21 protein-coding genes and 1 pseudogene are annotated in these 25,108 nt (G+C 71.8%); 12 read left to right on the top strand and 10 right to left on the bottom strand.

The window, feature by feature from the left end:
• Positions 1-27: 27 nt before the first annotated feature.
• Entirely contained in the window at positions 28-1,020 is a 993-nt protein-coding gene (locus ACFC1R_RS26815; protein ID WP_375942791.1) for a hypothetical protein, read from the bottom strand.
• A 28-nt stretch (positions 1,021-1,048) separates the two neighbouring features.
• On the bottom strand, positions 1,049-1,330 hold the full coding sequence (locus ACFC1R_RS26810) for a metal-sensitive transcriptional regulator (RefSeq protein ID WP_375942789.1): 282 nt from the start codon (positions 1,328-1,330) through the stop codon (positions 1,049-1,051).
• Positions 1,331-1,527: 197 nt separating this feature from the next.
• Here ACFC1R_RS26810 and ACFC1R_RS26805 point away from each other — a divergent pair.
• Positions 1,528-2,532, top strand: a pseudogene (locus tag ACFC1R_RS26805) (MFS transporter); the annotation flags it as partial.
• A 299-nt stretch (positions 2,533-2,831) separates the two neighbouring features.
• Positions 2,832-4,511 (top strand): APC family permease, encoded by a 1,680-nt coding sequence (locus ACFC1R_RS26800; protein ID WP_375942787.1) that lies wholly within the window; start codon positions 2,832-2,834, stop codon positions 4,509-4,511.
• 151 nt (positions 4,512-4,662) lie between these two features.
• Here the strand turns inward: ACFC1R_RS26800 and ACFC1R_RS26795 are convergent, their stop codons facing one another.
• On the bottom strand, positions 4,663-5,619 hold the full coding sequence (locus tag ACFC1R_RS26795) for a TetR/AcrR family transcriptional regulator (protein ID WP_375942785.1): 957 nt from the start codon (positions 5,617-5,619) through the stop codon (positions 4,663-4,665).
• 95 nt (positions 5,620-5,714) lie between these two features.
• Between ACFC1R_RS26795 and ACFC1R_RS26790 the strand changes: the two genes are divergently transcribed.
• On the top strand, positions 5,715-7,571 hold the full coding sequence (locus tag ACFC1R_RS26790) for a right-handed parallel beta-helix repeat-containing protein (protein WP_375942783.1): 1,857 nt from the start codon (positions 5,715-5,717) through the stop codon (positions 7,569-7,571).
• 70 nt (positions 7,572-7,641) lie between these two features.
• Here ACFC1R_RS26790 and ACFC1R_RS26785 read toward each other — a convergent pair whose 3' ends face one another.
• The 5 genes from ACFC1R_RS26785 to ACFC1R_RS26765 form a co-directional block, all read right to left on the bottom strand.
• On the bottom strand, positions 7,642-9,009 hold the full coding sequence (locus ACFC1R_RS26785) for a lytic transglycosylase domain-containing protein (protein ID WP_375942782.1): 1,368 nt from the start codon (positions 9,007-9,009) through the stop codon (positions 7,642-7,644).
• A gap of 136 nt (positions 9,010-9,145) precedes the next feature.
• On the bottom strand, positions 9,146-10,204 hold the full coding sequence (locus ACFC1R_RS26780; RefSeq protein ID WP_375942780.1) for an NlpC/P60 family protein: 1,059 nt from the start codon (positions 10,202-10,204) through the stop codon (positions 9,146-9,148).
• A 229-nt stretch (positions 10,205-10,433) separates the two neighbouring features.
• On the bottom strand, positions 10,434-11,594 hold the full coding sequence (locus ACFC1R_RS26775; protein WP_375942778.1) for a permease: 1,161 nt from the start codon (positions 11,592-11,594) through the stop codon (positions 10,434-10,436).
• Positions 11,595-11,774: 180 nt separating this feature from the next.
• Positions 11,775-12,599, bottom strand: a complete 825-nt coding sequence (locus ACFC1R_RS26770) for a DUF305 domain-containing protein (RefSeq protein ID WP_375942776.1) — start codon at positions 12,597-12,599, stop codon at positions 11,775-11,777.
• Positions 12,600-12,680: 81 nt separating this feature from the next.
• On the bottom strand, positions 12,681-13,181 hold the full coding sequence (locus ACFC1R_RS26765) for a DUF6153 family protein (RefSeq protein ID WP_375942774.1): 501 nt from the start codon (positions 13,179-13,181) through the stop codon (positions 12,681-12,683).
• A gap of 233 nt (positions 13,182-13,414) precedes the next feature.
• On the opposite strand from ACFC1R_RS26765, the gene ACFC1R_RS26760 reads away from it, so the two are divergent.
• Positions 13,415-13,618, top strand: coding sequence for a hypothetical protein (locus tag ACFC1R_RS26760; RefSeq protein WP_375942772.1), 204 nt, complete (start codon positions 13,415-13,417; stop codon positions 13,616-13,618).
• 264 nt (positions 13,619-13,882) lie between these two features.
• Here ACFC1R_RS26760 and ACFC1R_RS26755 read toward each other — a convergent pair whose 3' ends face one another.
• Positions 13,883-14,482, bottom strand: a complete 600-nt coding sequence (locus tag ACFC1R_RS26755; RefSeq protein WP_375942770.1) for an NADPH-dependent FMN reductase — start codon at positions 14,480-14,482, stop codon at positions 13,883-13,885.
• 130 nt (positions 14,483-14,612) lie between these two features.
• Here ACFC1R_RS26755 and ACFC1R_RS26750 point away from each other — a divergent pair, with 130 nt between their 5' ends.
• Positions 14,613-15,359, top strand: a complete 747-nt coding sequence (locus ACFC1R_RS26750) for a TetR/AcrR family transcriptional regulator (RefSeq protein ID WP_375942768.1) — start codon at positions 14,613-14,615, stop codon at positions 15,357-15,359.
• Positions 15,360-15,362: 3 nt separating this feature from the next.
• On the opposite strand, the gene ACFC1R_RS26745 is transcribed toward ACFC1R_RS26750, so the two are convergent.
• Entirely contained in the window at positions 15,363-15,977 is a 615-nt protein-coding gene (locus ACFC1R_RS26745; protein ID WP_375942766.1) for a MarR family winged helix-turn-helix transcriptional regulator, read from the bottom strand.
• A gap of 153 nt (positions 15,978-16,130) precedes the next feature.
• On the opposite strand from ACFC1R_RS26745, the gene ACFC1R_RS26740 reads away from it, so the two are divergent.
• From ACFC1R_RS26740 to ACFC1R_RS26710, 7 genes are all read left to right on the top strand, one after another.
• Entirely contained in the window at positions 16,131-16,541 is a 411-nt protein-coding gene (locus ACFC1R_RS26740; protein ID WP_375942764.1) for an organic hydroperoxide resistance protein, read from the top strand.
• 429 nt (positions 16,542-16,970) lie between these two features.
• Complete coding sequence (locus tag ACFC1R_RS26735; protein ID WP_375942763.1) at positions 16,971-18,389, top strand: aldehyde dehydrogenase family protein; 1,419 nt, start codon at positions 16,971-16,973, stop codon at positions 18,387-18,389.
• Positions 18,390-18,527: 138 nt separating this feature from the next.
• Positions 18,528-19,610 carry a Zn-dependent alcohol dehydrogenase gene (locus ACFC1R_RS26730; protein WP_375942761.1) on the top strand — a complete coding sequence of 361 codons (1,083 nt, stop codon included), beginning with the start codon at positions 18,528-18,530 and terminating at the stop codon, positions 19,608-19,610.
• A gap of 259 nt (positions 19,611-19,869) precedes the next feature.
• A complete protein-coding gene (locus ACFC1R_RS26725; protein WP_375942849.1) occupies positions 19,870-21,648 on the top strand; it encodes a cholesterol oxidase substrate-binding domain-containing protein in 1,779 nt (592 codons plus the stop codon).
• 267 nt (positions 21,649-21,915) lie between these two features.
• Positions 21,916-23,022 (top strand): ABC transporter substrate-binding protein, encoded by a 1,107-nt coding sequence (locus ACFC1R_RS26720; protein ID WP_375942759.1) that lies wholly within the window; start codon positions 21,916-21,918, stop codon positions 23,020-23,022.
• Complete coding sequence (locus ACFC1R_RS26715) at positions 23,022-24,215, top strand: FecCD family ABC transporter permease (RefSeq protein WP_375942757.1); 1,194 nt, start codon at positions 23,022-23,024, stop codon at positions 24,213-24,215. Before ACFC1R_RS26720 ends, ACFC1R_RS26715 begins: the two co-directional genes overlap by 1 nt.
• 7 nt (positions 24,216-24,222) lie before the next feature.
• Positions 24,223-25,014, top strand: coding sequence for an ABC transporter ATP-binding protein (locus ACFC1R_RS26710; protein WP_375942847.1), 792 nt, complete (start codon positions 24,223-24,225; stop codon positions 25,012-25,014).
• The last annotated feature ends 94 nt before the right edge of the window (positions 25,015-25,108 follow it).

Genomic DNA, 25,108 nt, shown 5'->3' with positions numbered 1-25,108 from the left:
GGGTAGGGGGTACCTGTCGGCGTGCGGTCAGTGCTGGTGGTCGCCGTCGCCGGTCCCGTCCGCCTCGGCCCGGCCGCTGCCGGCCTCGGCGTGGGCGGTGAAGGCGGCGGTGTGCACGGTGTCCCCGTGCTTGAAGTCGAGGAAGAGCCGGTAGTCGCCGGCGCTCGGCACGGTGGCGTAGAAGGTGATGCCGGGGCCGGGCGCGGTGCGGCCGTCGCCGGGGCTCCCGTCCGGGTGCACGTGCAGGTAGGCGAGGTCGCCGGAGCGCAGGGCCACCAGGTGGCCGTACGCGGCGAGGTAGGGCTGGAGGTCGGTGACCGGCTTGCCGTCCCGGCTGACGGTGAGGGTCAGTTTCGAGGTCCTCCCGGCCTCCAGCGTGCCGTCCAAGGTGACGGAGTAGCCGTCGGTTTCGACGGTGGCGGCCGGGGCGGGGAGCGGCTGCGGGGTGAAGTTCCCGGCGGCCGAGAGGTCGGCACCGAGGGTGAGTCCCTGGCCGCCCGCCGGGGCGAAGTCGGTGAACATCCGGTACTCGCCGGCGGTCGGCAGGGTCAGCGGGATGCTCCAGGTGCCGACGGCGTCCCGGGTCGGGTGCAGGTGCTGGAAGTCCGTCAGGTCGCGGCGGACCACGATCAGGTGCAGGTCCATCTCGTGGGTCGGGGTGTACCCGGTGACGGGCTTGCCGTCCGGGCCGCGGACGACGAAGGACAGGGTCTGCGGGGTGCCGGCCGTCAGGCTGCGGGCGGTGGGTTCCAGGGTGTAGCCGTGCTGCGAGACCATCAGTCCTCCAGGGGTTTCCTCGGTCGCGGTTCCGGTCGCGGCGGTCGGTCCGGCCTCGCCCGTGTCGTGGTCTCCGTGGCCGGCTGCGGAGCCGGGCCGTGCCGTGCCGCTCGTCGCGGCGTGGTGCATCGGGGCGGGGGCCGGGTCGCCGATCGGTCCGACGGCGTGGCCGATGCCGGCCGCCCCGCCGAGGGCGACCGCCAGGCCCAGGGCGAAGCCGGCGAGTTTGGTCGGGGTGTTCAAGGGGTGTCTCCTTCGGGCGGAGGTCGGTTCAGGAGCGCAGCAGTCGCGCGATGGCCGCCGAAGCCTCCTGGAGCTTGGCGTCGGCCTCCGCGCCGCCGGCTCCGGCCGCCGCGACCAGGCAGTGGTTCATGTGCTCGTCGAGCAGTCCCAGGGCGACCGCCTGCAGTGCCCTGGTGGTCGCCGAGACCTGGGTCAGGATGTCGATGCAGTAGGTGTCGGTCTCGACCATCCGCTGGAGGCCGCGAATCCGGCCCTCGACGCGGCGCAGGCGTTTGGTGAACTCGCTCTTGGATCCGATGTACCCGGCCATGCCGTGACCTCCCGTCTGTTCGTCCTGGCGGTGTAGAAGGTACCCCCCTAGGGTATGACTGAGCAAGTACCCCTGGGGGGTTTGTTTCGCGCCCAACCCCCGCTCACGCATTCACCGTTCCCAGCCATGTCGTTCCCGGTCGAGCGGTGCTATGTTCCTCCCGTCGATATACCCCAAGCCGGTATTGGGTACCTGCGATGTCCGCACCCGGAACCTCGCCCGACTCGAGCCGTGGGAAGGCCCTCTGGCTGATCGCGGCGGCCCAGTTCATGGTCATCATGGACACGTCGATCATCGGCGTCGCGCCGCCCGAGATGCAGGGCGACCTCGGCTTCACCCAGGAGAACCTGTCCTGGGTCTTCAACGCCTACGTGGTCGCCTTCGGCGGACTGCTGCTCCTGGGCGGCCGCCTCTCGGACCTGTTCGGCGCACGCAAGCTGTTCGGCACCGGCTGGGCGGTCCTGGTTGTCGGCTCGCTGGCCGCCGGACTGGCGGACAACGTCACCGTCGAGCTGGTCAGCCGCGCGGTGCAGGGCGCGGGCGCGGCACTGATCGCCCCCTCCGCGCTCACCCTGCTGATGATGCTCTTCGGCCACGACCCCAAGGAGCTCGCCAAGGCCTTCGCCCTCTACGGCGCCGCGGCCCCGGCCGGCGGCACCGCCGGCGTGTTCCTCGGCGGGGCGATCACCCAATACATCAGCTGGCCCTGGGTCTTCCGGATCAACATCCCGGTCGCCGTCGTGGCACTGGTCGCGACGCCGAGGCTGATGCCCGCCACCGGCCGCCGCAGCGGTCGGATCGACCTGCTCGGCGCGCTCACCGTCACCGTCGGCCTGGCCGCCGCCGTCTACGCCATCGTCCGGGCCCCCGAGGCCGGTTGGGGATCCGCGTCCACCCTGCTGGTGCTGGCCGCAGTCGTCGTCCTGATCGCCGTCTTCCTGGTCGTCCAGTCCAAGCGCCGCGAGCCGCTGATGCGCCTGGACATCTTCAGGGCGCCCAACCTGGCCGCCGCCAACGTCGCCCAGTTCCTGCTCGCCGCCGCCTGGGTGCCGATGCGGTTCTTCCTCAACCTCTACCTTCAGCAGGTCCTCGGCCTGAGCGCCTTCCCGAGCGGCGCCGCACTGCTCCCGATGACCGTCGCCATCATGGTCATCACGATCACCACCGCGTCGCGGCTGATCGCCAGGGTGTCGGCCGGCCCTCGCGGCCGAGCCCCGCCGCCCGTGGGCGTCCCCGGCGACCCCCCTGTGCGCGGGCCGTCCGATCCGGTCGGGCGGACCCTTCCGACCTGGCAGATACACCATGAACGAGGCAACCGGTAATCGGACACAAGATGGCAACGATCGAATGATTTGAGCTTGATATGAGCATTTAGTCCGAGTTGGTCGCCTATTCTGCTCCGCGTTGCCTGGCTGAGGTTCGACGTCGTTTCCTGGCCGGTGCCGACCAGGACAGGAGCCTCATCCGGAGGCCCTGGCGACCAAACCGAAGGGGCGACACATTGAGCGCGCCTGAGCCGACAACGCGGTCAGACCAGAACTACCGCCGCTCACTCGGAACCATCAGCCTCACCGCGGTCGGCCTCGGCTCGATCATCGGTTCCGGTTGGCTGTTCGGTGCCGAGAGAGCCGCCAAGCTGGCCGGCCCGGCCGCGACGCTGGCCTGGGTGATCGGTGCGGCCGTCGCACTGGTGATCGCTCTCACGTACAGCGAACTCGGATCGATGTTCCCCAAGGCCGGCGGCATGGTCCGCTACGGCCAGTACTCGCACGGCTCGCTGGCCGGCTACCTGGCCGCCTGGGCGAACTGGATCGCCATCGTCTCGGTCATCCCGGGTGAGGCGACCGCCTCCGTGCAGTACATGAGCTCCTGGCACTTCGGCTGGGCCAAGGGCCTGTACGACGGCACGGAGCTCACCGTCAGCGGTGTCGCCCTGGCCAGCGTGCTGCTGATCGGGTACTTCGTACTGAACTGGTTCGCGATCTCGCTGTTCGCCAAGACCAACACGGCGATCACCGTCTTCAAGGTGGTCGTGCCCACCATCACCGCGGGCGCCCTGCTGCTGTCGCACTTCGACACCCACAACCTCCAGGACCACGGCGGCTTCGCCCCCAACGGCTGGAGCGCGGTGTTCACGGCGGTCGCCACCTCCGGCATCGTCTGGGCCTACAACGGCTTCCAGTCGCCGCTGAACCTGGCCGGTGAGGCCCGCAACCCGGGCAAGTCGCTCCCCAAGGCCGTGATCAGCTCGATCCTGATCGCCCTGGTGATCTACATCGCCCTCCAGCTGGCCTTCCTGCTCGCCGTCCCGTCCGGCGACCTGGCCAACGGCTGGGGCAGCCTGAGCTACAAGTCCCCGCTCGCCGACCTGGCGCTGGCCTGGGGCCTGAACTGGCTCGCCATGCTGCTCTACGCGGACGCCTTCATCTCCCCGAGCGGTACCGGCATGATCTATGCCGCCACCACCTCGCGCATGATCCACGGTGTCCAGGAGAACGGCCACCTGCCGTCGATCTTCGGTCGGATCGACCGCAAGACCGGCATCCCGCGCCCGGCACTGCTGCTCAACCTGGTGATCGCCTTCCTGTTCCTCGCGGTCTTCCGCGGCTGGGGCTCGCTCGCCTCGATCGTCTCGGTGGCCACCGTGATCTCCTACATCACCGGCCCGGTCGCCGTGATGTCGCTGCGCCGCCTGGCGCCGGACCTGCCGCGCCCGGTCAAGCTGCGGGCCATGCCGGTCATCGCGCCGGTCGCCATGGTCTTCGGCTCGCTGGTGCTCTACTGGGCCAAGTGGCCGCTCACCGGCAAGGTCATCCTGCTGATGGCCGTCGGTCTGCCGATCTGGGCCTGGTACGAGCTGCGCAAGCCGTGGGCCGTGCTCAAGCCGCACCTGCTCGCCGGGTGCTGGATGGTCGGCTACCTGCTGGTGATGTCGGCCGTCTCCTGGGCGGGCAGCGCGGACTTCGGCGGTCACGGCTACCTGCCCGAGGGCTGGGACCTGCTGATCGTCGCTGCGCTCGGCCTGGCCTTCTACTACTGGGGCGTCCGCAGCTCCTGGCAGAACCCGTCGCTCGCCCAGGTGCGCGAGGAGCTCGCCGCCGCTCCCGAGGCGTTCGAGGCGTCCGAGGCCTCCGAGGCCGCCCCGGTGAAGTCGGACGAGGCCAAGAGCGCGGTCGGCTGAGCCGGATCCACCGGCGGTAGCCGGGCAGAAGCTCCACAGGCGCGAGGAACTGCGCGACCTGCCCTCCACGGAGGTGCGGGTTCGTGCGGTCCCTCGCGCCTCGTGCGTTCGGTCCGACGGGGTGGCGTGGTCGGATCCACGGGTCCCGCGTTCAGGCCGACGGGGTGGCGTGGCGCAGGCGGTAGGCGCGCTGGCGGCAGGCGCGGGAGCAGTAGTCGCGCGGCCGACCCCGGACGGGTCCCGCGAGCGGACTCCCGCAGACCGCGCAGTGGCCGGTGGCCGCCGGCTCGGTTGCGTCACCCTTTTCGTCACGGCGGCTCCGGATGAGCAGCTCGACGCCGTCCAGGGTCCGCGCGAGGCCGAAGTCGAACGGGTCCTCGGGAGGGTTGAACCCGCCGGCCAACCAGAGCCGGCCCAGCGCTGGATAGAACTGCATGTGCTCGATCAGCCCGTCCTGGCTGCGCCACCACTGCTCGTGCGAGACACCGGAGTCCCGTTCCTCCCGGAGGTGGTCGTGCACCTGCTGGGCGGCGGTGTTCACGAAACCGCCGACCAGCGAGACCACTGCGACCACCTCGGCCGCGCGCAGCCCCGTCCGCTCGGCGATCCGCAGGGCGCGGTCGTAGTCCGCCATGATGTTCGGCCCGGGCAGCCGTCGGCTCCCGGCCGTGCGGGAGAGCCAGGGGTGCCGCAGCTGCAGCGCCCAGTGTGCCCGCGCCCAGGCCTCCAGGCCGCTCCGCCAGCTGCCGTCGTCCGGCTCTGCCGACCCTGCCGACCCTGCCGGCCTTGCCGACTCCGGTGAGTCCGGTGGTTCCAGTGCGGCGATGTCCAGTTCGGCGAAGACCGCGTCCCGCATGAGCTCGACCAGCTCCGCCTTGCCCGGAACATGTCGATAGAGCGACATTGTTGTGAAGCCCAGCCGCTCGGCCACCCGTCGCATGGACAGCGCGGCGAGACCTTCGGCGTCGGCGATCTCCAGGGCCGCCCGGACGATCCGGTCCAGGCTCAACCCGGCCCGGTCCCGGCTCTCCTCCGCGCCCCAGAGCAGCTCGATCGTGCGTGCCGGATCGGCCGCCGTGGTGCCGTCGGGCGTGTTCTCGCCACTCATGCCCATCCCTCCCGGTGCTTGACACCCAGCTTATCGGTGCGTTTATGGTGTACACCAGTGTGTATGCCATAAACACCTTTGGGGAAGGTTGATTCATGGTTGAGAGCCAGCTCTACGTGGCGCCCTGGGGGCGGGACTCGTGGCCCGGCACGTTCGAGCGGCCGTTCGCCACGCTGCCCGCCGCGCAGCGGGCCGTCCGTGCTCGCACCGCGTCGCTCTCCGCCGATCTGGTGGTCAGTCTGCGAGCCGGTACCTACGTGCTCACCGAGCCGTTCGTGCTGAGCGGGGACGAGGGGGACTCGGGGGAGAACGGGTATCGGGTGGTCTACCAGGCCTACGGCCACGGCACGGCGGACCGGGAAGAGGCGGTGATCAGCGGCGGCCGCCGGATCACCGGCTGGCGGCCCACTGAGCGGCCCGGTGGCCGGGGCGGTGGCCAGGGCGGCAGCTGGCGGGCCGAGGTCGGGGACCTGGAGACCCGGCAGCTCTACGTCGACGGCCGCCGGGCCGCCCGGGCGGCGATCAGCCCCGGAATTCCCGGTACTGTGACGAAAACGGAGACAGGTTACGTCACGGACAGCACGGTCCCGCAGAGCTGGCAGGACCCGGCGAGCATCGAGTTCGTCTACCCGGGCGTCTACCCCTGGTCGGAGGCCCGCTGCCAGGTCGCCGGGATCACCGGGGACGAGCGGTCCAGCACGATCACCCTGGCCCAGCCCGGCTTCGGCCGGGCCCGCGAGCTCTACAACGCCGAGTGGGTCGGCGAGTCCCCGCCTGCGGAGAGCGGCACGGGGGTCTGGCAGACCATGGGGATGCCGAGCTCGGCGGAGAACAGCGCGAGCTTCCTGACCGAGCCCGGCACTTTCGCCCTCGACCGGACCACCCCCGGCCGCCACGTCCTCCACTACCGGCCACTGCCCGGGGAGGACCCGGCGCAGGCCGAGATCGTGGCACCGGTGCTGGAGGAACTGGTCGTGGGCCGTGGCAGCGAGGACCACCCGCTGCACGACGTGACGCTGCGCGGTCTGGTCTTCGCGGACGCGGGTTGGACGAAGCCGAGCGGACCGGGCGGGTTCCTGCACTTCCACGGCAACAGCTACTACGACGGCGGACCGCTCCAGAAGGTGGAGCTCGCCGAGGGCATGGCCCGGCTGGCGGTGCCGGTCAGCCCCGAGCAGCTTCCCGCCAACGTCCGGTTCGAGGGGGCGGTGCGGATCACGCTGGAGGGCAACACGTTCACCCGGCTCGGTGCTGGAGCCCTCGCCCTGCTCGGCCCGGGGCGGGACAACGCGGTCCTCGGCAACGTCATCGAGGACGTGTCCGGCAGCGGGCTGGCCGTCGAGTCCGGCACCGGCACCAGGGTGGAGCACAACCTGATCCGCCGGATCGGGCGCGAGTACCACGGCACGCCCGCCGTCTGGGTGGTCGACACCCGGGAGGCGACCGTGGCGCACAACGAGATCCACGACGTGCCCTACTGCGGCATCATCGTCGTCGGCGGGGACCGCGCGGCCCGGGTGCAGATCGTGGAGAACCTGATCCACCACACGATGACGGTGCTCGCCGACGGGGGCGGCATCTACCTCAACGGCCGCCAGGGCTCCTCCTACGCGAGCGGCACCCTGGTACGGGGCAACGTCATCCGCGACACGGTCACCTCGTACAACTTCGGCCTCTACACCGACTACGGCGCCGCGTGGGTGACCGTGCAGGGCAACGTGGTCCACCGAGGTGACACGCCGATCGTGCTCCGGGTGACGCCGCCGCTGGAGAACGTCGCCTTCCTCGGCAACTTCTGGGACGACCAACCGGAGGGCCACGACAGCCCGCCGGCCGGAGTCGTCCTCGCGGGGAACACGGTGCTGCCGAAGGACGACTTCGAACGGGCGCTGGCGGCCGACCCCGCGGGGGCGGACATCCTGGCGTCCGCCGGCCGGGGTGTGCGCGGCTGACCGGGCGGGACGGCACTGAGCCCCCGGGAGGAACTGCTCGGGTTCCCGGGGGCTCAGCTGGAGTCGCGACTCAGTGGTGCTTCGGTGACGGGGACGGTGCCGGGGTCACCGAGGGCGTCGCGGAGCCGCTCGGGGAGGGTGACGCCGTCGGGGTCGGGCAGCCCGGCAGGTGCAGGGCGTCCGCCGACGGGCTCGGGCTCGGGGACGGGGTGCCGGACGGGGAGCCCGACGGACTCGCGGTCGGGCTCGAAGACGGCGACGGCGAGGCGCTGCCGGTCGGCGTGGGCGACGGGGTCGCGGTCGGCGTCGGGCAGGCGGGGCCCGAGGGTGACGGGCTCGGGCTCGCGGACGAACTGGGTGACGGGCTCGGGCTGGCGCTCGTGCTCGGACTGGGGCTCGCGCTCGCACTGGCACTTGCACTCGCACTCGGGCTCGCGCTCGCACTGGCACTTGCACTGGCACTTGTGCTCGGGTTCGTCGGCGAGGCCGACGGGCTCGGGGTGGCCGACGGCGACGAGCTCGGCCGCGGGGAGGGCGACGGGCTGGGCGAGGCCGGTCCGCCGGGGGTGGCGGGCGTCCGGGCCGGCGTCGGCAGCGGGATCGGCTTCGGCGCCGTCCACGGGTCACCGGGCCGGTCGGGCGTCACCGCGGCGCCGGACTCGAAGTGGCGCATCCAGTTCTCGACGGTGTTGAGGTAGTCCGTCGAGTAGTTGTAGCTGAGGATGGCCCGGTCGAGCTGTGCCGAGTCGCTGAGGTCGCGTCCGCCCGCGCACAGGTAGCGGCCGGCTGTGAGTGCGGCGTCGAAGACGTTGTTGGGGTCGGCCTTGCCGTCGTGGTTGCCGTCCGTGCCCCAGGTCGCCCAGGTGGAGGGGATGAACTGCATCGGTCCGACGGCCCGGTCCCAGATCGAACTGCCGTCCAGCGCACCACCGTCGGTGTCCGGGATGGCGGCGAAGCCGTTGCCGTCCAGGGCCGGGCCGAGGATCGGCGTGTAGGTGGTGCCGTTGGCGTCCACCTGGCCGCCGTTGGCCTGGCCGGACTCCACCTGGCCGATGCCTGCGAGCAGTTGCCACCTGAGGTGGCACCCGGGGGTGGTGGAGGCCAGGGTGCTCTCCGCGTTGCGGTAGGCGGTGAAGACCGTGTCGGGCAGCGAGGCGCCGGTGAGGTCGGCCCCGGTCGCCGCCGAGCCGGTTCCCGGCAGGGTGCCGCCCGGCGGGACGACCGGCCGGACCGGGGGCTGCGGGAGGAGCCTGGGGGCCCCGCCGTCGGCCGGGTGGCCCGATATGCCGGCTGCCGCAGCCTCGTTCGCGCCCGTGTCGGAGGCTGCCGCGGAGGACAGCTGCAGAGTCTGGGAGCCCGTCAGGGCAGCGGCTGCGGTCAGGGCCGCCAAGGCCCAGGTGGCCCGTTTCGGTGCCCTTGTCCGGTTGAATGCGATCATCCGATTCCCCCCTTGATGTCCATGAAGTCCCTCTGTGTGGGCCGATGGGATGTCAACGTCCGGTCAGCTTAACCCGGTTGTCCGAACGTCCGATGAGCGGCGACGGAAGTCCGGGAGACACCGGCAGGACGCCGGTTCAGGGCCGGATGGCACCCATGTACGGCATGACGTCCATCGGGACGATCTGGACGTTCTTCCCCTTGCGCGGAGCGTGCAGTACCTTGCCGTCGCCCACGTAGATCCCGACGTGGTGCAGGTCGTCGAAGTAGAAGACCAGGTCGCCGGGTTGGAGGTCGGACTTCGACACGTGGCGGCCGGCGTTCCACTGGTCCCAGGTGGTCCGGGGCAGGGACACCCCGGCCGCGCGCCAGGCGGACTGGGTGAGTCCGGAGCAGTCGAACGAGTTGGGGCCCTCGGCACCCATCTCGTACGGCTTGCCGATCTGTGCGTACGCGAAGTCGAGCGCGGACTTGGCCCGGCCGCTCGCCGGGCCGGTGTACGAGCCGCCGACGCCGGAGGCCGACGAGCCGCCGGGCGAGGTGCGGGAGGAGCCGCGAGAGGCGGCCTCGTCGTTCTGGTCGGCCAGGACCTTGGCCCGGTCGGCGGCCTGGAGGCCGTCGAGTATGGACTGGGCCTCGGCCAGCTTGGACTTGGCCCCCGCCTTCTTCTCGTTCAGGGTCTGCCGGGCGCGCTCGAGTTCGGCCAGCTTGGCGGCGGTCTCGGTACGGGTCTGGTCGATCGAGATCTGCAGCTGCCGGGCGAGGCGCAGCGCGGCCACCTGCTGTTCGTTCGCCTGGTCCTGGAGCCCGGCCCGCTGGAGGTACTCCTCGGGGGAGGTGTCGAACATCAGCCGGACCGTGGGGTCCACCCCGCCGGACCGGTACTGGTCGGCGGCCACGGCGCCGAGGGTGGTCTGCAGCTCGTTGATCTTCGCCTGCTGCGCGGCGAGCCGGTCCTGGAGCTTCGACGTCTCGCCCTGGAGCTGCTGCTGCTGTTCGTCGGCCTTGTTGTACTGCTCGGTGGCGACCTCGGCGTCCTCGTAGAGCTTGTCCACCTGGGCCTTGACCTGGTCGATGTTCTTTCCGGGCTCGGCATGGGCGGCGGCTGCCGGGAGGATGGTGGCGGCTCCGGCGGTCGCCACCAGCATGGTCGTCCGGGTGCGCCCGGCAGGTTTGGGACGGCGGTGGTTCCCCATCGGGGTGTCACTCCTCGGTGTGCTGTCAAAGTGCGTGCGGTCACGTGCGTGGGGTCGAAGCGGGTGCGGCCCGAGCGGGTCCAGCCGGCGGGTACGGCCGGAGCGGGTGCAGCCCGAGGGGGGGCGGTCAAGACGCCGGTGGGCGGCGGCGGTTGGCTGCGACCACTGCGACTAGAAAAATTAGTATTTACTATGTCTTGATGCAAGCGTTACCTGATGGGATGTGTGCTCACTGACGGTCAGGGGCAGCGGTCGGCGAACCGCCCATCATCCGCAGCATCGCGACTCCGCCGGTCCGTACGAAACGGACCGCCAGCAGGGCGGCGAGCAGCAGGAAGGCGATGTTCAGCCAGGTCGTGTAGTTCCAACGGATCCCGCCCGTGGGGACCCTGGCCGTCGAGTGGTCGGGGATGATGCCCAGCCCGCCGAAGAGGATCTCCACGGTGTAGCCCGCCAGCACCATCGCGGCGTAGAAGGTGCCGAGGAGGAAGAGCGCCATCCGGACGCCGTAGTACTTCCGGTAGATGTTCAGGATCGGCAGGATCAGCAGGTCGGCGAAGACGAACGCGACGACCCCGCCGAAGCTGATACCGCCCTTCCAGAGCACCACCGCCAGCGGCACGTTGCCGATCGAGCAGACGAAGGAAGCGATCGCGACCAGCGGGCCGATCAGCGGTCCCCAGATCTTGGACGCGAGCGGGTGGTCGTCCAGGAACAGCGCCTGCCAGAACGAGTCCGGCACCCAGGCGGCGATGGCACCGGCGATCAGCAGCCCGCCGACGAGGTCCTTCCAGATCGCCGCCCATTCCATGACGAAGACGTGGGCGGTCGCGGTCACGCCGCCCCGGGAGAGCAGCCGTTGCCGGAACGATCCCTCCCCGGGGGCCGACATGTCCATCGCGGCATGGCCCTCCATCGATCCCGCCAGCCCGCGGTCGGCCTGCGCCCTGGCCTGCTCCAGCAGTCTGCTGCCGAGGAACAGCCGGAACATCACCGCCAGCAGGACGATCATGACGGGCCCGCCGACGAACTCCGCCGCCGTGAACTGCCAGCCCATCAACAGCGCCAGAATCACGCCGAGTTCGATGACCAGATTGGTGGAGGCGATCTCGAAGGCCATCGCCGCGGTGAAGTCGGCGCCCTTGCGGAAGAGCGAACGGGCCAGCGCCACGGCCGCGTACGAGCAGGACGAGGAGGCCGCGCCGAGCAGCGAGGAGACCGCGAGCGTACGCGGCCGGTCGTCGCCCATCAGTCCGGAGATGGTCGACTTGCGCACCACCGCCTGGACGACGGCGGAGAGCAGGAACCCGAGGATCAGCGCCCAGGTGATCTCCCAGGTCATCGACCCGGTGATCGACAGGGCGTGCAGCACCGCAGCTACGGCGGACATGGCAGACGGAACTCCCTTGTGTGAGCCTTGCGTGGGACAGTGCTTCGCGGGTGGCACGGGGCGCGGGTGGCATCGGTGTCGCGGGTGGCGTGGGTGGGGCACCTGTGGGCACGCCGGTGCCCCACCGTGTTGCTACTGCCGCTCCTGCCAGTACTGCCGCCGTACCGCCGGCGTGGCTGCTCAGCCTGCGGCGAGGAGCTTCTTCATCTCGGCGATCTCGGCCGTCTGCGAGGTGCTGACCGAGCCGGCCAGCGCCTTGGCGGGCTGGAAGGCGCCCTTGGCGAGCTCGTCCGCGGCCATCGTCACGGCGCCCTCGTGGTGGGCGACCATCATGGTGAGGAACTCCTTGTCGAAGTCCGCGCCGGACGCCGACTTCAGCTTCGCCATCTCGTCGTCACCCGTCATCCCGGGCATCGAGTGGCCGGAGCCGGTCGTACCGGCCGAGCTGCCGGCGCCACCCGTCGAGTGGTCCATGCCCGGCATCGCCGAGGACATGTCGGTACCGGGCACCTGCTGACCCCAGCCGGTCAGCCAGTCGCTCATCTGGGCGATCTCCGGGTCCTGGGCGCCCTTGATCTTCGCGGCCAACTCCTTGACCTGGGTGGACGAAGCGCGTTCGGCGGCCAGTTCGGCCATCGCGACCGCCTGGCGGTGATGCGGGATCATCCCCTGTGCGAAGGAGACGTCGGCGGCGTTGTGCTCACCGGCGGCCGCCGAACCCGGCGCACCCGTCGGAGCGTTCGAGGCGGACGCGGAGGCAGCCACCGACGCGGCCGGGGCAGCGGACGAACCGGCCTGGTCCGAGCCGGGGCCGCTGCTGGAGCAGGCGGTGAGGGCGAGCGCCGCGAGGCCGGCCGCGCCGATCAGGGCGACCCGGCGGATGTGCGTACGGCCCGTGCGGCTGGTGCGGCTCGCACGGTTCAGCTGGCTCGTGCCGTTCAGACGGCTCGTGCGGTTCAGGCGGTTCGTGCGGTTCAGGCGGTTCGTGCGCGAAGACGCGGACATGCTGAAGTACTCCTGCGTGGCTGAAGTTCCGGAGGAACGAGGACATGGGCGTGCGTGCACGCGAGGGTGCAGCGGCCCGGCCTATATGCGCAGGAGTTGGAGGGCGGCGAGGGACGGCGGCCCGCGCCCGGCGGTGAGCCGGGCCGGTGCGTCGGCGATGGACGGGACGGGCCCGCTGAAGGAGGTGTCGAGCACCGGCCGGAGCGGCGGCACGACGGGGGCCGAACCGAGGCCGGAGGCCTGGCAGATATCCCCGGCGTGCGCCTGGTGGTGGCCGTCGCAGTCGCACGGGCCGTCACCGGCCCCGAGCAGCGGCGCGGACTCGCCCGCCGGCGTCCGATCGGCCTGGTGCGCCCCGAGCTGTGGTGGCGTCGGTTGCTGAGACGCCGGTTGCCGAGACGCCGACTGTTGCGGCGCGGACTGTCGGGCGTGTGCTTCCGGATGCGCCATGACGCCGCCACCGGGATCAGCCAGTGCGTGCATCCCGAGCAGCCCGAGCAGCAGCGCCAGCACGGCCAACGCCCGAACTCCGGCCCACCGGCGGCTGCCGGCCGCCAGGTTCCGGGGCGTGAGCGTGTCCATCGCCCTCACTCTAGGCCAGCCCGACGGCCCGCTGTGCAACCGACTCCCCACCACCCGGCCCGGGGGCCTGCTTCGGCCGAACAGGGCCGACTCGTCAAGGTGTCGTCAAGGTCGACCGGATTCGCGTAGTCCGAGTGTCAAGGTCGGATGCAAACGGGCCAGAGTGGGGCTGCACTGGAGAGGTGGGCGGCAGGCCCACCAGAGCCGGCACATCCGGAAGGAAGCGAAGCGTCATGATCGAGGGCAATCGACTCGCCGTCGTCGTCAACGGATCGCCGAACGGGCGCGCGGTCAACCGCCCGTCGGTGGTACCCGCACGGGGACGGCTCGACCTGCTGCCGCTGGGCTTCACGGTGGCTGCCCCGGAGGCCGACGAGGAGGAGCGGCTCCCGGCCTCGGGCGCGCGCTGCCGCCTGGCCATGGCGTACGTGGACTGACCGTCCGTCGGTCCACCTTCCGCGGCGGCTCGCCCTCGACGGCTCCCGAGGGCCGTCGATGTCGGTGAGAGCGTCCGGCCGTACGGCCCGGGGTCCGCGCCGAGTCGGGCGGTGGTGCCACCCGCGAGACCGCCGTGTTCGCACCTGCCTTGTGCCGCAGCGCTGTTGCGGCACAAGGCTCCTCCGGAACGGCCTGACCGTACGGCGGCTTCGGAGGGCGGCTGTGCTCCCCGGCGGGATCCGATCCCGGAGCGGGGTCCGGCGCTAGACGGCGTACGGGCGGATGCTCCGGGCGTCGCGCAGGGCATGGGCCCACCACGCCAGCTGGTTCAGCATGGACTCGGCCGCGGCGTCGGCGGCGGGGTCGACCGCCTTGCCGTCCGCGTCGAACTTGTCGCCGTAGTTGTGGAAGCTGACGGTGTTGCGGATGGTGACGGCGTGCAGCTCGGCCATGACCACCCGGAGCTGCTCGACCGCGCGCAGGCCGCCGGACAGTCCGCCGTAGGAGACGAAGCCGATCGGCTTCGCGTGCCACTGCTGGTTGTGCCAGTCGATGGCGTTCTTCAGCGGAGCCGGGAAGCTGTGGTTGTACTCGGGCGTGACGATGACGAAGGCGTCGGCCGCCGCGAGCCTCGGCGACACCGCGGCGAGCAGTTCCTCGGTGCCCTCGGCCGGCGGCTGGCCGAAGGCCGGGAAGACCGTGGGGAGCGGGGTCTCGGTCAGGTCGACGAGATCGACGTCCATGTCCTCGCGCCGGGCGGTGTGGCCGAGCAGCCAGCTGGTCACGGTCGGGCCGAAGCGCCCGTCGCGCGTGCTGCCGATGATGACCGCGACCTTCAGGCGGCTGTCGTTGCTTGCGTCCATGGGATCCCCCTCGGTACGTACGGCGCTGCGTACGGCGTATCTTGCGAGATACAACGTACACAACGACGTGTACGGCGTCTACTCTCTTGATACGGTGTACACACGAAACCGTCGGAAGGAGTCAGCACGCATGCCCGCCGAGGAGGAGCAGAGAGGGAAGTCGGGGAGGCCGGAGAAGTCGCAGGTCTCGCTCTGGGAGCGGATCGAGCGCCCGGCGCCCGCCCCCCGGGCGGCCCTGAGTGTCCACCGGATCGCCGAGGTCGCGGTCGCGATCGCCGACGCCGAGGGCATCGACGCCGTCACCATGCGACGCCTGGCCATCGAACTGGGTGTCGCTCCCATGGCCACCTACCGCCATGTGTCGGGGAAGGACGAACTCCTCGAGCTGATGGTCGACTTCGTCTACGGCGAGCTGGACCTCCCCGATCCGGCCGTCGGCTGGCGGGGCGCCATGCGGGCCCTCGCCGAGCGGACCCGGGTCATGGTGCTGGACCACCCCTGGATGGGCCGGGGCGGCGTGCTTTCGCTGACTCCGAATCAACTGGCCGTGGCAGAACGGGCGTTGACCGTGCTGGACGGGCCGGGTCTGGACGCCGACACGATGATGGCCGTCTTCCGCACCGTCACCGCGTATGTGCACGGGGCCGTCACCGCCGAGATCGGCCTGCTCCGGCTGATGCAGGACCGGGGCTGGTCCAGTGGTGACGAGACGAGGGCCGGACTGGCGTCCCGGATGACCTGGCTGCTGGAGACCGGGCGCTACCCCGCCTACCGCCGCTACGCCGGCGAGGCCACCCGCAAGGACGACCGGGAGTGGCAGTTCGGGGTCGGGCTGGACTGCGTCCTCGACGGCATCGCCGCCCGGATGGGCATCTGACCGCTACGGGGTGGCGGCGTCCTGACTGGCCGGCTCGGCGGCGCCCACGCCGACGGCATCGAGGTCGGCGGCGTCGAGGGCGGCCGTGACGCGGCGCAGCAGCGTTTGAAGGGCGGTGATCTCCGCGAGCGGGAGTCCGGTGGCGGCGACGATCCGGTGCGGGACGCGCAGGGCCTGCTCGCGCAGGTCGGCGCCGGCGTCCGTGAGATGGACGGTGACGGACCGCTCGTCCTCGCTGCTGCGCTCGCGGCGGACCAGTCCGCCGGCTTCGAGACGCTTGAGGAGCGGGGAGAGCGTGCCGGAGTCCAGCCGCAGGTGCTCGCCGATCTGCTTGACGGGCAGCTCCCCGTGCTCCCAGAGCACCAACATGACCAGGTACTGCGGGTACGTGAGCCCGAGGTCCTTGAGGACGACCCGGTAGACGCCGCCGAAGGCGCGCGAGGCGGCGTGCAGCGAGAAGCAGATCTGGCTGTCCAGGCGGAGCAGCTGGTCCGCGGACACCTGCGACAGGTCGACCGGTGCCTGCGACGGACCGGTGGGCGGGTCGGTGGGCACCTGCGGCGGGTCGGTGGTCGGATCCGGCAGGGCGATCGGATCGGTGGTGGGCTCGGCGCTCATGCCCCCAGGATATCCGCACCGCACCCGTTTTAGTTGTGCGCAATTTAGTTGTGTGCTCTACTTGAGTCATCGGGCAGCCCGGCAGTCGGGCCGCCGATCGGATGAGTCCGGACGGGCTCTGACGAGCTCGGATGAGGGAGAGGGGCGAGTCCCATGGACGCGCTGTACACCGCTGTTGCCACCGCCAACGGTCGCGAGGGTCGGGCCGTGAGCTCGGACGGCCGGCTGGACCTGCCGCTCGCGATGCCGACCGCGCTCGGCGGCAGCGGCGAGGGCACCAACCCGGAGCAGCTGTTCGCAGCGGGCTACGCCGCCTGCTTCGCCAGCGCGCTCGGCCTGGTGGGCCGCCAGGCGAAGGTCGACACCAGCGATGTCTCGGTCACCGCCGAGGTCGCCATCGGCAAGGACGAGACCAGCTTCGGCCTCGCCGTCACCCTGCGGGTCGAGCTGCCGGAGGCTCTCCAGAACGAGACCGGCGAGCTGCTGATCAAGCAGGCCCACGAGGTCTGCCCCTACTCCAAGGCCACCCGCGGCAACATCCCGGTCGAGCTCGTCGTCGAGTAACCCGCACGCAGGCCCTCCTGCTTCGAACGGCTCCTGCCGGCTGTCGGACATCCGACGGCCGGCAGGAGCCGTTCGATCCGGGCGTGGCGCGGCGAGGCCAGGGAACTCCCAGGCAGCGGGGCGATCATGCCCGTTGCCGCAGGCGCCGCCGGACGAAGCGGCAAGGAGCAGCAAGGAGCAGCAAGGAGCAGCAAGGAGCAGCAAGGAGCAGTACGGACAGGACGGTTGCTGCTGCCATTCCCCGCAACGGAGGCAGCACACTTCGGCTCGGCACGCCCGGGCCCACTTGCGCGGCGCACCTTCGACCGCCTTGACTAGCGGTGCTAGTCAAGGCGGTCGGCCGCCTGGCCGGCGGCGGCCGAACGTGGCCGATCGGGTGTGCCGGTCCGTGGGTGCGGGCCGGCCGGTGGTGGACGAGAGGGCGGACCGGTGCAGGAGTACTCGGATCAGTACATCGGCGGCGAGTGGCGGCCCGCGCTCACCGCGGAGACCATCGCCGTGCTGAACCCGGCGACCGAGCAGGTCATCGCGACCGTCCCGGCCGGTGGGGCCGAGGACGTCGACGCCGCCGTCCGTGCCGCCAGGGCCGCGGCCCGGGCCTGGGGCGCGACCGGCCGGGAGGAGCGCCTGGCGCCGCTCACCCGGCTGCGGGACGGCCTGGTGGCCCGGCAGCAGGAGATCGCCGAGACCGTGGTCGCCGAGCTGGGGGCGCCGATCGGGTTCGCGACCGCCGTGCAGGCAGCGTTGCCGCTCGCGGTCGCCGGTTCGTACCTGGAGATCCTGGCCGGGTACGAGTTCGAGGAGCAGGTCGGCGGCTCCCGGGTGTTCGCCGAGCCGGTCGGGGTCGTTGCGGCGATCACGCCGTGGAACTACCCGCTGCACCAGATCGTGGCCAAGGTGGTCCCGGCGCTCGCCGCCGGGTGCCCGGTGGTCCTGAAGCCCGCCGAGGACACCCCGCTGGTGGCCCGGCTGTTCGCGCGGCTGGTCGACGAGGCGGGCTTCCCGGCGGGCGTGTTCAACCTGGTGACCGGCCGTGGACCGGTCGCCGGAGCCGCCCTGGCCGAGCACCCCGAGGTGGACCTGGTCTCCTTCACCGGTTCGACGGCCGTCGGCCGCCGGATCGCCGAGGTGGCGGGACGCGGCATCAAGCGGGTCGCGCTGGAGCTCGGCGGCAAGTCCGCCAACGTGGTGCTGCCCGGAGCCGATCTGACCCGTGCGGTGAACGTCAACCTGGCCAACGTCTTCGCCAACTCGGGCCAGACGTGCAGCGCCTGGACCAGGCTGCTGGTGCACGAGGACCAGTACGAGGAGGCCGTGGCCATCGCCGCCAAGGCCGCCGAGAAGTTCGTCCCCGGCGACCCCGCCGACTCCGCCACCCGGCTCGGTCCGGTGGTCAGCGCCAAGCAGCGTGAGCGTGTCCGGGGGTACATCACCGGCGCACTCACCGAGGGCGCGCGCCTGGTGGTGGGCGGCGCGGAGGCGCCCGAGGGGCTCACCCGGGGCTACTACGTGCGCCCGACGGTGCTCGCGGACGTCACCCCCGGGATGACGGTCGCCCAGGAGGAGGTCTTCGGGCCGGTGCTCTCGATCCTCGCCTACCGCGACGAGGAGCACGCCCTGGAGATCGCCAACGGCACCGAGTACGGCCTGGGCGGCGGCGTCTGGGCGGCCGACGACGAGACCGCCGCCGCCTTCGCCCGCCGGATGGACACCGGGCAGGTCGACATCAACGGCGGCCGCTTCAACCCGCTGGCCCCCTTCGGCGGGTACAAGAGCTCCGGGGTGGGGCGGGAGCTCGGACGGCACGGGCTGGCGGAGTTCCTGCAGACCAAGTCGCTGCAGTACTGAGCCGTCGGCTGCGGCAGCCGCAGTACTCGCGCGGTCCCGACCGGGTGTCCGTGCGGCCGGCTGTCGGTCTGCCGCGTCCACCTGTCCACCTGCTGTGCCACCCGTCCACCCGTTCGACCAACTGCCTGAAGGAGCACCATGGTCCGCGCCGTCCTGCTCACCGCCGTCGGAGCCCCGCTGGAGCTCACCGAGATCGAGCTGCCCGAGCCCGGACCGGGCCAGGTCCGGGTCAGGCTGGCCGCCGCCGGGGTCTGCCACTCCGATCTCTCGCTCTCCAACGGCACCCTGCGGACCGCGACACCGACGGTCCTCGGCCACGAGGGCGCGGGCACCGTGACCGCGGTCGGCGAGGGCGTGAACTCCGTCCGGCCCGGCGACGCGGTGGTGCTCAACTGGGCGCCCGCCTGCGGGGCGTGCCACCTGTGCGGGCTCGGCGAACCGTGGCTGTGCGAGCGTGCCGCCGAAGCCTCCGCAGCCACCTACGGTTCGCTCGCCGACGGCACCGGCGTCCATCCGGGACTCGGCGTGGCGGCGTTCGCGGAGGAGACCGTGGTCGCCGAACGCGCGCTGGTCCCGCTGCCCGCCGGCGTACCGCTGGACTCGGCCGCCGTGCTCGGCTGCGCCGTGCTCACCGGCTACGGTGCGGTGCACAACGCCGCCCGGGTCAGGGCGGGCGAGTCGGTGGTCGTCTACGGGCTGGGCGGCGTCGGTCTGGCCACGCTCCAGGCGGCCAGGATCGCGGGGGCCGGTCCGGTCATCGCCGTCGACGTCAGCCCCGGGAAGGAGGAGCTCGCCCTGCGCCACGGGGCGACCGACTTCCTGCTCGCCGACGACCGGACGACCGGGAAGGCGGTGCGGAAGCTGACCGGCGGCCACGGCGCGGACCACGCCTTCGAGTGCGTCGGGCGCGCCGACACCATCCGGGCGGCCTGGTCGGCGACCCGGCGCGGCGGCCGGACCACGGTGATCGGCATCGGGGGCAAGGAGGAGATGGTCTCCTTCTCCGCCCTGGAGATCTTCTACTTCGCACGCACCCTCACGGCCTGCGTCTACGGCAACAGCGACCCGGCGAAGGACATCCCGGTGCTCGCGGAACACGTCCGGGCCGGGCGGCTCGACCTGGAGGCGCTGATCACCGACCGGATCGCCCTGGCGGAGATCCCGGACGCCTTCGAGCGGATGGCGCAGGGGCGTGGCGGGCGGTCGCTGGTGGTCTTCTGACCGTCAGCCGTCCAGGGGTCGTATGTTCTTCGGATCAATTCCCGTAGGCGTTACCCACGGATGAGGGACATTTTCCCTCGAACGAGTGATCGTTGATCTGTTCGATAGCCGTACGTGGGCCCACTGTCCTAGCGTCTGGCCGTACCTGAAGGCGTCGTGGACACTGGGGGAGAACATGACTGACGGGGTGTTCGAGGACAACCGGCGGGGCGGGTCGAAGGCCGTGCCGGGTGGCGGCGGAGGGCTGACGAGACGAGGGATGCTCGCAGCCTCCGCCGCGCTCGGCGGGGTCGGCTGGCTGCTGCGCGGCACCGTGGGGGCGGACAGTGCCCGGGCAGTGGGGAGCGCACCGCCCGGCCTCCCGTCCGGAGTCACCCCCTACCAGCGGGTCTTCGAGAACTGGGCCGGCGAGATCCGCACCGACCAGCTCTGGACGTGTGCACCGGGCACTCCGCAGCAGGTGGCCGAACTCGCCGACTGGGCGCGGTCGGCGGGCTGGCGGCTGCGGGCCCAGGGCCACCGGCACGGCTGGGCACCGCTCACCGTCGCCGACGGCACACCGGCCTCGGCCCGGGTGCTGCTGGTCGACACCAGCCAGTACCTCACCGGGATGTCCCTGGTGGACTCCTCGACGATCCGGGTGCAGGCGGGCGCCGGGATGGAAGAGCTGCTCGCCTTCCTCGGGCAGCGCGGCCTCGGCGTGGCGGCCTGCCCCGCACCGGGGGATCTGACCGTCGGCGGGGTGCTCGCCATCGGCGGTCACGGCACCGCCGTCCCGGCCACCGGCGAGACACCCCGACCCGGGCACGGATACGGTTCGCTGAGCAACCAGGTCACCTCACTCACCGCCGTCGTCCACGACACCGCCACCGACCGGTACGTGCTGCGCACCTTCGACCGTTCGGAGGCCGACAGTGCGGCCTTCCTGGTCAACCTCGGCCGGGCCTTCGTCACCGAGGTGCAACTGCGCGTCGGCGCCGACCAGCAGCTGCGCTGCACCAGCCGGCTGGACGTCCCTGCCACCGAACTCTTCGCCGCACCCGGCAGCTCCGCCGCCGCCGGCGGCCGGACCTTCGCCGACTTCGTCGCCCGCGACGGGCGGGCCGAGGCGATCTGGTTCGCCTACACCGCCAACCCGTGGCTGAAGACCTGGCGCGTCACCCCGAACCGGCCGTTCGCCGCCCGCGCGGTCAGCGAGCCCTACAACTACCCGTTCTCGGACAACATCCCGCAGCCGGTCGCCGAGCTGGCGGGCCAACTGATCGGCGGTTCCTGGGCGCTGGCCCCGGTCTTCGGGCAACTCCAGTACCTGGTCGCCTCGATCGGCCTCACCGGGGACCTCACCGACGTACTGCTCTCCGGCGGGCTGCTGCGCGACCTGCTCACCGGCGACGTCCTCACCCATCTGCTGGCCGACGGCCTGCGCTCGGACCTCTGGGGAGCCTCCCGCCACCTGCTCCACTACGTCCGACCGACCACCCTGCGGGTGACCGCCAACGGCTACGCGGTGCTCACGCGGCGGGCCGACCTGCAGTGGGTGGTCAGCGAGTTCAGCCGGTACTACAAACAGTTGGTGGCGGAGTACCAGGCCCGCGGCGAGTACCCGGTCAACGGCGCGGTCGAGATCCGGACGACCGGCCTCGACGACCCGGCGCACTCGGGTGTGCCCGGGGCCCGTCCGCCGCTGCTCTCGGCACTGCGGCCCCGCCAGGACCGGTCCGAGTGGGACACCGCGGTCTGGCTGGACATCCTCAGCTTCCCGAACACACCGGGGCTGCACCGCTTCTGCCGGGACCTGGAGGGCTTCCTGCTGCGGACATTCGACGGCACCAGGGCCGGTCTGCGGGTGGAGTGGTCCAAGGGCTGGGCCTACACCGCCGATGCCGCCTGGGCGGAGCCGGACGTCCTGGGCCGGGTCATCCCCGACAGCCTCCGCGCGGGCGGCGGCCCCGGCTGGGAGGAGGCCGTCGCCACCCTGGACCGCTACGACCCGTACCGGGTGTTCGGAAACCCGTTCCTGGACGGCCTGCTCAAGTGAGCGCAGGGGCAAGTGAGGGCCAGGTCCGGACAAGCGGCAGGCTTGACTGAGCGCCAGGCTTGAACCAGCGCCACAAGGACGAGGGCATCGAAAGACCTCAAGGGACCTCAAGAGAGATCGAGGAACCTCAAGGGACATCGAGAGGGGCAGGGCATCCACGCGGCGAAAATCCTCGCCGGGCACGGGAACTCCACGTCGGATCGGTACGACTACCTGGTCCGGGCCGCAGCGGCGGCCCGTGTGCACCCGGATTTCCAGGAGAGTTCCATGCGTTCTCGCGTGTTGTGCGGCCTGGCCGCCGCCGTGGCCCTGCTCGCCACCGGCTGTGGCAGCGGCGGCTCGTCGGACGGGCCGTCCGGCGACGCGACCGGTACGACCGCGGCGGCCGCAGGAGGGGCCGGCGGGGCCGGCGCCTACCCCGTGAAGGTCGCGGACTGCGGCGGTGCCGAGACCACCTTCACGTCCGCTCCGAAACGGATCGTCACCAGCAACGCCTCCAGCCTGGAGATGCTGCTCCGGCTCGGCGCCGGGGACCGGGTGATAGGCACCGGCTTCCCGCCCGGCAAGGGCACCATGCCGGACGACCTCGCCGCCCCGGCGGCGAAGGTGCCCGTGCTCGGCCAGATGGTGATCGCCAAGGAGAAGCTGCTCGGATCGGGCGCCGACCTCTACATCGACACCTTCGCCGCCATGAACGGCATGGGTGGCGGTGGCATGGGCGGGGCGATGGGCTCCGCGCCCACCGAGCAGGAGTTCGCGGCGGCCGGGATCAAGCACATCTACCTGCACTCCACCGCCTGCGCCGCCACCCGCAAGGGTCCGCAGGAGGACCTCTCCGAGGTCGAGGCCGACATCAAGCGCCTGGGCGCGGTCACCGGCACGTCCGCCAAGGCCGATGAGCTTGCCGCCGGTATGGAGCAGAAGACCGGTGCCGTCCAGGCCGCCGTCAAGGCGGTCCCGGCCGACCGGCGGCCCACGTACTTCTTCTTCGACTTCGACGCCGGGACCAAACAGCCGATGGCGGTGTGCGGCAAGCAGGTGGCCAACGCCGTGATCACCCTGGCGGGCGCGCGCAACGTCTTCGCCGACTGCGACGGCGATTTCAAGCCGGTCGCCTGGGAGGACGTGGTGGCCAAGAACCCCGACTGGATCCAGCTCGGCGTCCGCAACCGGGGGAGCGAGGCAGAGAACGCCAAGGCCTTCGACGAGGCCGCCCAGTTCCTGCGGGACTTCCCGGCGACCAAGGGTCTGAAGGCCGTCCAGGAGGGCCACTTCGTCCGGATCGGTTCCGAGGTCACCACCATCGCCGGCGTCCGCAACGCCGACACCGTGCAACAGATCGCCCGCACGGTCCACCCCGACCTGGTGAAGTGATGGCGGCGTCAGCCGCCACCCGAGCGGGCGACGATCCCGGCCCCGGTCCCGACGCCCCCGGTCCCGGCGGCAACGCCGACGATCCCGGTCCCGACGATCCCGAGCTCGGCTCCGGCTCCGAGTCCGAAGCCGGAGCGGCGGGAGGGACCGGGGGAGGGACCGGGCGTGCCCTGCGGTCCGTACGGGCCGGGGTGGTCGCCGCGCTGCTCGGTGCGGCCCTGCTCGCCGCGCTGACCGCAGCCGTCTCACTGGGCTCGGTGGACATCCCGGTCGGCGAGGTCTGGTCCGTGGTGGGCCGCCGACTGACCGGAGGCGCGGCCGAGCCGGGATCGCGCGACCTCATCGTCTGGCAGCTCCGCGCCCCGCGCGCCCTGCTGGCCGCCGTGGTCGGCGCCGGGCTCGGCCTGGTCGGCGCCGCCGTCCAGGCCCTGGTCCGCAACCCGCTCGCCGACCCCTACCTGCTGGGGATCTCCTCCGGAGCCTCGCTCGGCGCGGTCGCCGCCGTCGTCCTCGGCACGGGCGCCGGGTCCGCGATCGGATTCGGAGCCTCCGGCGCGGCCTTCGCCGGGGCGCTCGCCGCCTTCGCCCTGGTGTGGACGATGGCCAGGCGCGGCGGCGGGTTCTCCCCGTTGCGGCTGGTGCTGGCCGGCGTGGGGATCGGCCAGTTCCTGTCCGGCTTCACCAGCTACCTGGTCCTCCAGGCCGGGGACGAGCAGCAGACCAGAGGCGTGCTGTTCTGGCTGATGGGCAGCCTCAGCGGCGCCCAGTGGAGCCAGCTCGCCATCCCGGCCGGAGCGGTGGCACTCGGCCTGCTGGTCCTCCAGGCCCGCGCCCGAGCGCTCAACGCCCTGCTGATGGGTGACGAGACCGCTGCCGGACTCGGCGTGGACGTGGTCCGGCTGCGCCGTGAACTCTTCGTCGTCACCAGCCTGCTCACCGGCGTCCTGGTCGCGGTCTCCGGAGCGATCGGCTTCGTCGGCCTGCTCGTCCCGCACGCCTGCCGGCTGCTGGTCGGCGGCGACCACCGGCGCCTGCTGCCGGTCTCCGCCCTGGCCGGAGCGGTCCTGCTGGTGGTGGTGGACACCGTCGCCCGGACCGCGCTCGACACGCAGGAGGTCCCGATCGGCGTCGTCACCGCGCTGATCGGCGCCCCCGCCCTGCTCTACCTGCTCGACCGACGCCTGGAGCGCTGAACCGATGATGCGAATCACCGTGGACGACGTGTCCGTCACCCTCTCCGGCCGCAGCATCCTCTCCGGCGTCCACCTGGTCGCCGGGGAAGGTGAGATCGCCGGGTTGATCGGTCCCAACGGCAGCGGGAAGTCCACCCTGCTGCGCACCGTCTACCGCCATCTGAAGCCGACGTCCGGCCGTGTCCTGCTGGCAGACCGGGACGTTCGGGAACTCGCGCCGGCGGAGGCCGCCCGGCACCTCGCGGCACTCCCCCAGGAGCGCGGCAGCGACTTCGAGTTCACCGTCCGCGAGGTGGTGGCGATGGGGCGCTCGCCCTACCAGCGGGCCTTCGCCGGGGAGAGCACCCGGGACCGGGCGGCGGTGGCCGACGCACTCGCCCAGGTCGGCCTGGCCGGGCACGAGCGCCGCAGCTTCGCCTCCCTCTCCGGTGGCGAGCGCCAACGGGTGCTGCTGGCGAGGGCGTTCGCCCAGCAGCCGGACGTCCTGGTGCTGGACGAGCCCACCAACCACCTCGACGTCCAGCACCAGGTCGAACTGCTCGCCCTGCTGCGCGCCCAGCGCCGGACCACCCTGATCTCGCTGCACGACCTCAACGCCGCGGCCTCGCTCTGCGACCGCCTGCACGTCCTGCACCGGGGTGAGGTGGTGGCCTCGGGCAGACCGCGTGACGTCCTCACCCCGGAGCTGCTGGCCGAGGTGTTCGGCGTGCGGGCCGCGGTGGTCGACCACCCGCTCACCGGTGACCCGCTGATCGCGTTCGACCACCGCAGCCCGGTCGGCACCGTGCCCCTGCCCTGACCGGATCCGCTCGGACCGCACAACGGCCCCGACCGCGCCCGCCGTCCCTGCCTGCCTGCCGTCCGCGCCCGCCCGCCGCCAGCACAGGAACGGG

The sequence above is a fragment of the Kitasatospora sp. NPDC056138 genome, from assembly GCF_042264695.1.
Lineage (GTDB): Bacteria > Actinomycetota > Actinomycetes > Streptomycetales > Streptomycetaceae > Kitasatospora.
The sequence above is the reverse complement of the archived record's forward strand: the minus strand, read 5'-3'. Positions and strand labels throughout refer to the sequence as shown.

Coding starts and splice junctions, on each gene's coding strand:
- ACFC1R_RS26810 (WP_375942789.1), bottom strand. CDS start 1,330: ATGGCCGGGTACATCGGATCCAAGAGCGAGTTCACCAAACGCCTGCGC.
- ACFC1R_RS26795 (WP_375942785.1), bottom strand. CDS start 5,619: ATGAGTGGCGAGAACACGCCCGACGGCACCACGGCGGCCGATCCGGCA.
- ACFC1R_RS26790 (WP_375942783.1), top strand. CDS start 5,715: ATGGTTGAGAGCCAGCTCTACGTGGCGCCCTGGGGGCGGGACTCGTGG.
- ACFC1R_RS26785 (WP_375942782.1), bottom strand. CDS start 9,009: ATGATCGCATTCAACCGGACAAGGGCACCGAAACGGGCCACCTGGGCC.
- ACFC1R_RS26780 (WP_375942780.1), bottom strand. CDS start 10,204: ATGGGGAACCACCGCCGTCCCAAACCTGCCGGGCGCACCCGGACGACC.
- ACFC1R_RS26775 (WP_375942778.1), bottom strand. CDS start 11,594: ATGTCCGCCGTAGCTGCGGTGCTGCACGCCCTGTCGATCACCGGGTCG.
- ACFC1R_RS26770 (WP_375942776.1), bottom strand. CDS start 12,599: ATGTCCGCGTCTTCGCGCACGAACCGCCTGAACCGCACGAACCGCCTG.
- ACFC1R_RS26765 (WP_375942774.1), bottom strand. CDS start 13,181: ATGGACACGCTCACGCCCCGGAACCTGGCGGCCGGCAGCCGCCGGTGG.
- ACFC1R_RS26760 (WP_375942772.1), top strand. CDS start 13,415: ATGATCGAGGGCAATCGACTCGCCGTCGTCGTCAACGGATCGCCGAAC.
- ACFC1R_RS26755 (WP_375942770.1), bottom strand. CDS start 14,482: ATGGACGCAAGCAACGACAGCCGCCTGAAGGTCGCGGTCATCATCGGC.
- ACFC1R_RS26750 (WP_375942768.1), top strand. CDS start 14,613: ATGCCCGCCGAGGAGGAGCAGAGAGGGAAGTCGGGGAGGCCGGAGAAG.
- ACFC1R_RS26745 (WP_375942766.1), bottom strand. CDS start 15,977: ATGAGCGCCGAGCCCACCACCGATCCGATCGCCCTGCCGGATCCGACC.
- ACFC1R_RS26740 (WP_375942764.1), top strand. CDS start 16,131: ATGGACGCGCTGTACACCGCTGTTGCCACCGCCAACGGTCGCGAGGGT.
- ACFC1R_RS26730 (WP_375942761.1), top strand. CDS start 18,528: ATGGTCCGCGCCGTCCTGCTCACCGCCGTCGGAGCCCCGCTGGAGCTC.
- ACFC1R_RS26725 (WP_375942849.1), top strand. CDS start 19,870: ATGCTCGCAGCCTCCGCCGCGCTCGGCGGGGTCGGCTGGCTGCTGCGC.
- ACFC1R_RS26720 (WP_375942759.1), top strand. CDS start 21,916: ATGCGTTCTCGCGTGTTGTGCGGCCTGGCCGCCGCCGTGGCCCTGCTC.
- ACFC1R_RS26715 (WP_375942757.1), top strand. CDS start 23,022: ATGGCGGCGTCAGCCGCCACCCGAGCGGGCGACGATCCCGGCCCCGGT.
- ACFC1R_RS26710 (WP_375942847.1), top strand. CDS start 24,223: ATGCGAATCACCGTGGACGACGTGTCCGTCACCCTCTCCGGCCGCAGC.